Below are 1993 nucleotides of genomic sequence, written 5' to 3'. Positions count from 1 at the left end.
TACGACACTTCAAATGTTGATTAGTTGTTTCGAATGTGATTTTATTGCATCTGTAATTGAGGGATTGTGATTGTTTTCTATTGCATCCCTTCATTGAACTAACACCTAAAAAGGTTGTTAGCATTATAAGAAAGACATAAAAAGTCCAGGGAGATAGACAATGCATAAGAACGTATTAGCTAAGTCGGTGCGCTTAGCACTGATCAGTGGTGCAGCAGCTGCTGCATTTGCTTCGCCAGCAGTATTTGCTGCTGATGAAGATGGCGCAAAAGTAGAACGTATTGAGGTTACTGGTTCGCGCATTAAGCGTTCTGACCTTGAAGGCGCTTCGCCAATTACGACCATTACAACTGAAGACATGAAGATGGAAGGTAACTTTACAGTTGCTGACGCACTTCGTAACAGTAACTTGAACTCTTTCGGTTCATTCTCTGAGCGTTCAGGTAGTTCTGCACAATCTCAAGCAACGATCGATTTACGTGGTGCAGGCTCAAGCCGTACTCTAGTACTTATCGATGGTAAGCGTTTCCCAGGTTCACCTACTCTAGGTGGTGCATCTGCTAACTTGAACGCTATTCCAATGGCCGCAGTAGAACGTATTGACATTCTGACTGACGGTGCATCTTCTACTTATGGTTCTGACGCGATTGCTGGTGTTGTTAACATCATCATGAAGAAGAATTATCAAGGTATCGAATTCAACGTTGGCGGTGGTTCTCGTGACCAAGACGGCGGATTAACAAGTAAAGAATTCTCTGTTGTTGCTGGTTATCAAATGGACAAAGGTAACATTACTTTCTCGTTTGACCACCAGGATCGTAAAGGTATTTCTGACGCTGACCGTCCATATACTGCAGCAAGCATGACAGACTTCAATGGCGATGGCGAAATCCAAGCTTACGAAGAAACTGCTGGTTGGAGTATTTATGGCGCAACAGTTGCTGCACCTGATTTCTCAACTGCTCAAGCATCACTATTGTGTGATGATTTAGAATCAGAATATGGTTCAAACGTATTCCAAACTGTTAAAGCAGACAACGACTGGGGTGGAGCTGGTTCTACTTACTGTATGTATGCTTTCGCTAACGTTTCTTATAACAAAGCATCTACAGAGCGTAATACAGTATATGTTGATGCTAACTATGAAGTTGCAGAAGACGTAGAATGGTTTGGCCGTGTAATGGTTACACAAGGTAACTCGTTTGGTCGTTATGCGCCTCCAGCAGCAGCTTGGAATAGCATGGCAGCAGATAACCCACATAATCCATATGGTGAAGAAACCACTGGCTATTTCCGTTGGGTTGGTATCGGTACTCGTGACGGTAACGTTGACGATTACAACCAAGATTATTTAACTGGTTTGCGTGGTACGATTAGTGCACTAAACGATGCTGAGTGGGAATTTTACTACCACCACAACATCGCCGATAACAAGTCAATCGGTGAGTACTACTTAAGCTATGCTGGTCTAGCTTATAACCAAGCAAATGATATTGATTTAGGCTCTGAAGCTGGTATCAATAACATGAAAACCACAACCTTAACACAAGGTCGTGCTACATTTGATCAATACAGTGCAGGCCTAGGTTTTGATGCGTTCGAATTACCAGGCGGTGCTGTTGCACATTACGTAGGTATGGAATACTTTGACCAACAGTTTAGCGAAGTGTATGACGCACAGTCAGAAGCTGGCTTAGTTGGTGGTAGTGCTGGTAACTCTGCAGGCGGCGATCGTCAAGTATGGGCAATGTTCTATGAAGCGGTACTACCGTTAACAGATGACATTGAATTAAACCTTGCTGCTCGTTACGATGACTATAGTGACTTTGGTGATAACCTCGCTCCTAAAGCATCTATTCGCTGGCAAGCACTTGAGAACGTTGTAGTTCGTGCATCGTACTCAGAAGCGTTCCGCGCACCTTCGTTAGACCAGTTGTATGCTGCAACAACATTTAGTGCTGATTCTGGTACCGATTATCCTTTCTGTGAATCT

The 1993-nt window shown here is 43.5% G+C and carries 1 protein-coding gene; it reads left to right on the top strand.

Features of this window, described 5'->3' with window-relative positions; all coding sequences use genetic code 11:
- Positions 1 to 160: 160 nt before the first annotated feature.
- The coding region (locus H5202_RS21400) for a TonB-dependent receptor plug domain-containing protein (protein ID WP_182773830.1) at positions 161 to 1993 on the top strand (1833 nt) is incomplete at its 3' end.

The sequence above is a fragment of the Shewanella sp. SG41-4 genome, from assembly GCF_014164505.1.
In the GTDB taxonomy this organism is placed as follows: domain Bacteria; phylum Pseudomonadota; class Gammaproteobacteria; order Enterobacterales; family Shewanellaceae; genus Shewanella.
The sequence above is the reverse complement of the archived record's forward strand: the minus strand, read 5'-3'. Positions and strand labels throughout refer to the sequence as shown.